Here is a 6,202-nt window from a genome sequence, read left to right on the forward strand (position 1 = left end):
GATAGAAACACTACTCTCGATAAGAGGAGGGTCAAAGGACTCATTATGCACCCATTACGCGAAGAACTAAACCGGTTCGTCGAAGGGCTGGAAACCGCCCACTCGACTATTGCTCATATTCGCGAGTGCAAGTTCTGCAAAACCTATTGCGAACGTTACAAGCTGTTGCTCTCCGAAATCGATTCCGCCGGGGTTATCGACCGGGAAGACATCTCGGAGATTGCCTCAAGTATATTTGCGGGCAAATCGTTACCCAATATTATTTACCTCTCGCCATTCCATCGCAACACCTTGCCCGGCCAGCGTATTTTGGCAGCAGACGGCGAACGCGCAAACGAACCCGTCCTGCAAAATCTCGCAACCTGGTACTCGCAAGAGCAGGACATCGTCGTTCGAGTCATGCGCGACACGGAACGTGCTGTTGACTACTTGCAGGTGATTGCTCAGGACGAATCGCAGATGTCGCATGTTCTAATAGAATCAGCGAATGCACAATTGACCTATGTGACCGATAAGCAGGGCAAGGTCGAGTTCGGATTGCGACAGGTCGAGGACCTTGCGTCGATTAGATGGCAAATCAGACTCCCAGAGGGAGGCTTCCAGCTCGACTCGTTATCGTACAATCCCGGAGCGCGTCAAGAGCGAAACTGACACCATTCTCGAATCGCCCGGCGGCGACAAGGTCAGCATCAAGCTGCAGGAGAAGTCGGAAGGGAAGGAGATCATCGTGCGCGTCCTTGCTCTCGACGGGAATTCGCAATATCAGCGCGCCCGAGTAGCAATCACGTCCAAGAGCGGGACTGAGGTAAAACACGTGACACCGAATGATACATTGAAATTCTCACTTGTCGACGCTAACACCGAAATCGGAATACGGATTTACCAATAAGATGGCGTTCTCACCGGTAGAATTCGCGGAATCATTTGAACGTTTACGCACTCGTCTTAGCAAACGACGCAGGCGACAGCGCACTTTTGCAACTTCTTGACTTTTGGCCAAGGCTCGCGCCACTAAACAACAATCCCGCATACTCCAGCTATGTTGCCGAGTTTCGCGCACTTCTCGAGGGTGCACTAAGCGATGACACCATCAGCGATTTGTCGCTGGGTGAATTGGCCAAGCTTGAGGCACTCTGTGTCGAAGTCGGCGCTAAACAGACATCGCTTCAATCCATAAGAATGCACATCGCCAGGCAGAACTTCTATGTCGGCAAACTTGACGCTGGCCTCGCCGCATGCGCGAGAATAACGCAAGAAAATGTCGCTATTGAGAAGAGCGAATCGTCAGTTGGCGGATTGAGTGAATTCGAGTCGTATCATGTGTTCGTCGCGGCTTTTGAGGAGAGATTTCCGGCAACGAAGAAACTACTTCAGGAAATGCTCGACCAATGGCAGGCTGAACGCGAGTACGTCTCTACCGACCGAGTCTATTGCCTGTTCGTTCAGAATAATGGCACGAGCGAAAAATCGCGCGGAAAACTACGGGTCTTGAGCGGTTCAGTTGAAGAGCGCGGACGAAGCGCCCAAAACGATGAAATCACGTTCGATAACCAGCTTCGTGCCGCCGATGACCCAATCGTTGGTGTCGCATACCAGGGACTGGCAGCGACTCGTCGGTATCTGAAATCGAAAGGCTACTCTCGACTCGGAACGTCCTACTATCACGCACGATTTGCTGTGGCAGACAAACGCGCGATCTATACCGGCGATTCGCTTGGTGTCGCGGCGGCGCTCTTGGCTTATGCCCAGTTGTTGCATACCGAAGCCTTGCGCCATGACCACTTATTGCCCGGCGACATTGCCTGTACCGGAGGCATCGACCAAGACGGCAACGTCATCTCGGTCAATGATGCAACGATCCACGCCAAGGTAGAACGCGCCTTTTTCTCGCACGTCAAGTATCTCGTCCTTCCAGTAGAGAATGTCGCTTCAGCAAGACAACACCTCGATGCGCTAACCTCCCAGTTTCTAGCGCGTCAGCTATTACTGCTCCCGATAAGCTCGCTCAGCGCAGCAATAAACGACCACAATGTCGTCCGCCGGAAAGAGTCTGCATCGGCGAGTTCGTCGCCAAACAAGCGGTCAAGTTTCGCGCATGGCCAAAGTGCAGGTTCCGATGTTGATGGTGCTGGCTTACTTGTTAGTCTGTGTGATCTATCCAAAGGCGTGGCCATGGTTTGATTGGAAGCCAGAGCACGTGATAACTCACGGGACGGTAATCGAAGCCGTCAATAGGCGCGGCCAACATGTGTGGAGTTACGACTTGCGATTGCCTGCAACGGACGATTCAACATACTGGAAGTTTGGAAATCTCGACGACGATTCTCTGAGCGAACTCGTCTATATGCCGCTCATTAACTCCGACCATCCCCTAAACGGTTGGATGCTCGTGTTTGATGACAATGGGGACACTCTGTTTACCCGCGATTGCAGTGTAAGGCGCGAATTCCCGACCGACACGCTGCCACCAGGAGTTCCGGAGCATTACGAAGGCTCTATTCCGCACATTCAAAAGTATATTGGTGCCACGATAATCATTTCCATCGTGAACGCGATCAATCCTGCCCGATGTTACGTGCGGTTCTGGGATCGAAAAGGAAACCCGATGGGCTGGCACATCAATCCCGGGACTGGCGATCTGAAATTGTACGAAGACATTGACAAGGATGGAAAAGAAGAAGCGCTGTTCTATAGTTTTCACAATCGACTTAGTTGTGTCTGTATGTACGCGCTCGATCCTGCTTCATCTGTTGGTGTGTCCCCGCCATTGCGAGATAGTGACAATAGATTCCATCCTGTGATTCCAAGCAATGCAAAGCACTTCATTCTCTTCAAACCATCGATAGTCAATCAAAAGGATGGCAGAAATGACTATCAAGGCGGTCTTCTGATATGGCGAGATGGCCCGGATCGTTACAAAATTCAGACCGACGAGGGCGATGAAATGGGACCACGCTGTATCGACTATTACTTTGATGGCCAAATGAATCTGATCGATGTAAGTCTCAGCGACCGTTATTCGCGAGCATTTGAGCAGTTGAAGCAAGAAGGCCAAATACCCCAGATCACTCAACAACAACAGTGCGACACTCAAGACCTACATTACCCAGTACCGCGATGGCAAACCGCGTACCATTGCCGGAAAGCCTCTCGAACCATAACCTGCCGAGTTTCACAAGAAATTTTCTACAAACCTCGCCAATGATACCTACTTGTTTAGGGTGGCTAATGTCACCCCGACTTTGAAGTGTCGATGCGTGATTCTAAACTGACAGTTCTCATGGCTGTTATGTCATCGAAGTCGAAATCGCGGCACCGCGGCTTCGAGGCAACCAAGAAGATGATGTTGCTGAAATAGTAGAATGCTCAAAAGAGGAGCGGGAAGAGTGCAGGTCCGGCAAAAGCTGGGCCTGCCTTCGCCCTGTTGGTCGAACATCCAGCTTAATGCCGAGCGTTTCGTCCCCAAAATTTACAAAAATCGTATTGTCCCAAAGCCCGAAAGTCTGTATGATATCCTGCTCGAAACCTGTCAGGATGGCAACAAACGGATTCTCTTGAGTAGTCGTTGCGCCCCAGGTTTCTTGACACGTAAGTGAAGCGTTCGCGCTCAAATTCTAAGCCGGTGTAGCTCAGTTGGTAGAGCAGCTGATTTGTAATCAGCTGGTCGGGGTTCGAGTCCCTTCACCGGCTTTTGAATTCACGAAGGACTTGGCTTCCGCCGCTCAATAGGTTGCACAGGTGGTCTCAGAATGGAACACTCGGAACGAGTTCCGAAAAACAGTCAGGAGACCAGCTGATGTCAAAGTCACGTTCAAGGAAGTTATTCAGCTTGCCGAACAGTTGAATATGAATGGGAGCTTCTCAGAAAGTTTCACTTTTTCGTGCCGTGCTAAGAATCTCACGCAATCGACACTAAAGTGCTACGCCGAACGACTAGAATACCTGGTCAGGTATGCGGCATCTATCAGCAAAGAGCTTCACGAATTGACCCAGAAAGACATTCAATCGTACTTGATGAAGATCCTGGACACTGTGTCCGCAGCCACTGTCAACAGACGTATTCGCGTATTCAAGGTCTTCTTCACCTCAAAAGCGAAGCGCTCATTGACAATAACCCTATGGGGCATATTTCGCTCGTTCGCGCAGAGACAAAGGTAAAGCCGGTCCTATCGGTTGAAGAAATGGCCAGTGTCCTTTCGCAATTCGACAGAAAGAGCTTCAATGGTGCCCGAGACTACTGTATGCTTCTGCTCTGCTACGACAGCATGATTCGCATCAACGAATTGCTCTCGATCAAAATTAGTGACGTCGATTTGCAGGCGAAATTAGTGAAGGTGTTTGGAAAGGTCGAAAGAACGACATGTTCCGTTCTCTGATAAGACCGCCAAAACCATCCATACTTTCTTAATTCGTCACCGCAAGACAATCCAAGGCCGCTTTTGTTTTCCACCAGAGACGGCAAGAAGATTGATTATAGAAGGGCCCAAGAATCTTCAGAACGCGGGCAAGAGGGCCGGAATATACCTCCATCCTCATCTCGTCCGACATTCGAGCGCATCGCAGTTTATTCGCATGGGTGGAAGTCCAGCTGTTCTTCAGAAGGTACTGGGCCACTCGTCGCTCGCAATAACTCAAAGATACGTACATCTATCCAATGACGACATGCATGAAGCGTATGAGAGAAGTTCAGCCCAGCTTCACGGCTGTAATCTTAGAATGTCACCTCAGAATTAGTATGATTATCCGGATTGGTTACAGAAAACAAATATGTAAGTGCAATGGCTCATTGCTACATGCCATATGTGAACTCAGAGTAATTCTAGAGACCCAGTTTTCACCAGTCAAGACGAGTTTGGTGCGAATTTATCGACCCTCTAATATCAGGATTTATCATTCGTGGCCGTCTTCCGGCTTCATCGGCGATTGATTTGAGTTCGTGGTAAGTGCCACCCGTTTTGGAAGACAAGATTCTGTTCGAGCGTCTTCAGTACGAAGAATTGATAATTACCGGAAATTTACTTGATGTTGAACTCCCACATCACTTTATTTCTGGTATTCTCAATCGTACCGACTATTCTTTAAGGCTCGAAACGCAGACGAGAATATCTCAAAAGGTTAAGTGAGAATGTTTTTCCAACGGTATCAAGCAAAACTTTGCAGAGTCCAAACTGGCACATGTGAGGCGGTAATGTCAGACCCAGCGAGCAAATCACCAGACCAAATCTCAGCCACAAATGATCCAGGTGACGAAACTGCTCGCAGGTTTCGCTATCAATGGAGTTACGCCGCAATAGCCTGCTGTATACTTCTAGACAGGACACTCGACGTTGTAGAGATCTTCTGCGAGCAGCATGAAGATGTTCTGCTGAAACATGCGGACGGTACCTTCTCGGGGCTGCAAATAAAGACACGCCGCCTGATCAGGAGCTATGGAAACCACCGACGAAGAAGTAATAAGGGCTGTTGCTTTGCATCGTTAGAAGAGAAGTTTCCAACTAGATTCCGCAAATTCGCGTTTCTTACAAACCACCCATTATATAGTGCCAAAAATGGAAGCGATGTATGCTACGTGCTCGCGAAGATTAGTCAGGCGACAGACTTGCACAACGTATCTGCAAAAGAAAAGAAATTCATCCAAAAAGTCGCCCAAATCGAGGAGTGCAGCGAGGAAACAGTTTTTGCCACATTGAAAAAGACTGATTTCAACCATGACTTACCTAAGCTGCAGGATATTCAAGTTCGTCTTATCCAGAGATTACTCTGGTCTGGCCAAGTGCTAACGAGTGCAGCCAACCGACGATTGCTCGTGCGGCTGGCACTCACTGAGGAATGCGGGAGGGCGTCTTCACTTGCTCACCTGGAATCACTCCCTGCCTATGTTTCAATTGGCGTTAATCCGAAAGCGACGCAGTTAGACAAAAGATAGACGGCAAGCGGTTTGGTCAGGAGCGGGTTCTTAAAGTACTGAAATCAGGCATTAATTGGACGGCTCCATTGACTTGTGATCCAAAGGACATTGACTTTCCAGGATCGGGGACGAAGTCGCTCCTCCACCAAAAGCTTGACGCTGGTGGTTTCTCCGCAGTGACCTAAACTCTGCTGAAGATCTTCGAAACAAGCTGACTATCTGGGCTTTACTTGGATAAGCCGGCACGGAACTCATGGGGCTTCAACGATACTCACATGTGATGAGTCTAGTGCT

At 49.3% G+C, this 6,202-nt stretch carries 8 protein-coding genes and 1 tRNA gene; all 9 read left to right on the plus strand.

All coding sequences use genetic code 11. The features are described 5' to 3' along the window. Positions 1 to 45 precede the first annotated feature (45 nt). The 9 genes from IPH59_11710 to IPH59_11750 all read left to right on the plus strand — a co-directional run bounded on the left by IPH59_11710 (position 46) and on the right by IPH59_11750 (position 5,926). Positions 46 to 651, plus strand: coding sequence for a hypothetical protein (locus IPH59_11710; GenBank protein ID MBK7092366.1), 606 nt, complete (start codon positions 46 to 48; stop codon positions 649 to 651). A gap of 76 nt (positions 652 to 727) precedes the next feature. After that, complete coding sequence (locus IPH59_11715) at positions 728 to 889, plus strand: hypothetical protein (protein MBK7092367.1); 162 nt, start codon at positions 728 to 730, stop codon at positions 887 to 889. Between the two features lie 35 nt (positions 890 to 924). After that, on the plus strand, positions 925 to 2,181 hold the full coding sequence (locus IPH59_11720; GenBank protein MBK7092368.1) for a hypothetical protein: 1,257 nt from the start codon (positions 925 to 927) through the stop codon (positions 2,179 to 2,181). Then, positions 2,117 to 3,205: a hypothetical protein gene (locus tag IPH59_11725; protein MBK7092369.1), complete on the plus strand. Its 1,089-nt coding sequence runs from the start codon at positions 2,117 to 2,119 to the stop codon at positions 3,203 to 3,205. The genes IPH59_11720 and IPH59_11725 overlap by 65 nt, the downstream gene beginning before the upstream one ends. Positions 3,206 to 3,618: 413 nt before the next feature. Beyond that, a tRNA-Thr gene (locus IPH59_11730) sits at positions 3,619 to 3,690 on the plus strand. A gap of 48 nt (positions 3,691 to 3,738) precedes the next feature. Then, positions 3,739 to 4,158 carry a phage integrase N-terminal SAM-like domain-containing protein gene (locus tag IPH59_11735; protein MBK7092370.1) on the plus strand — a complete coding sequence of 140 codons (420 nt, stop codon included), beginning with the start codon at positions 3,739 to 3,741 and terminating at the stop codon, positions 4,156 to 4,158. A 23-nt stretch (positions 4,159 to 4,181) separates the two neighbouring features. Beyond that, positions 4,182 to 4,376, plus strand: a complete 195-nt coding sequence (locus IPH59_11740; GenBank protein ID MBK7092371.1) for a tyrosine-type recombinase/integrase — start codon at positions 4,182 to 4,184, stop codon at positions 4,374 to 4,376. Continuing rightward, on the plus strand, positions 4,339 to 4,734 hold the full coding sequence (locus IPH59_11745; GenBank protein ID MBK7092372.1) for a tyrosine-type recombinase/integrase: 396 nt from the start codon (positions 4,339 to 4,341) through the stop codon (positions 4,732 to 4,734). The genes IPH59_11740 and IPH59_11745 overlap by 38 nt, the downstream gene beginning before the upstream one ends. A 454-nt stretch (positions 4,735 to 5,188) precedes the next feature. Continuing rightward, the gene (locus IPH59_11750) at positions 5,189 to 5,926 is read left to right on the plus strand and encodes a DUF4297 domain-containing protein (GenBank protein MBK7092373.1); all 738 of its coding nucleotides are present in this window, start codon (positions 5,189 to 5,191) and stop codon (positions 5,924 to 5,926) included. Positions 5,927 to 6,202: the final 276 nt, after the last annotated feature.

Source organism: bacterium, assembly GCA_016708315.1.
Taxonomy (GTDB): domain Bacteria; phylum Zixibacteria; class MSB-5A5; order CAIYYT01; family CAIYYT01; genus JADJGC01.

Excerpts from the sequence above, each read along its gene's own strand:
- IPH59_11710 (MBK7092366.1), top strand. The coding sequence starts at position 46 with ATGCACCCATTACGCGAAGAACTAAACCGGTTCGTCGAAGGGCTGGAA.
- IPH59_11725 (MBK7092369.1), top strand. The coding sequence starts at position 2,117 with ATGTTGATGGTGCTGGCTTACTTGTTAGTCTGTGTGATCTATCCAAAG.
- IPH59_11740 (MBK7092371.1), top strand. The coding sequence starts at position 4,182 with ATGGCCAGTGTCCTTTCGCAATTCGACAGAAAGAGCTTCAATGGTGCC.
- IPH59_11750 (MBK7092373.1), top strand. The coding sequence starts at position 5,189 with ATGTCAGACCCAGCGAGCAAATCACCAGACCAAATCTCAGCCACAAAT.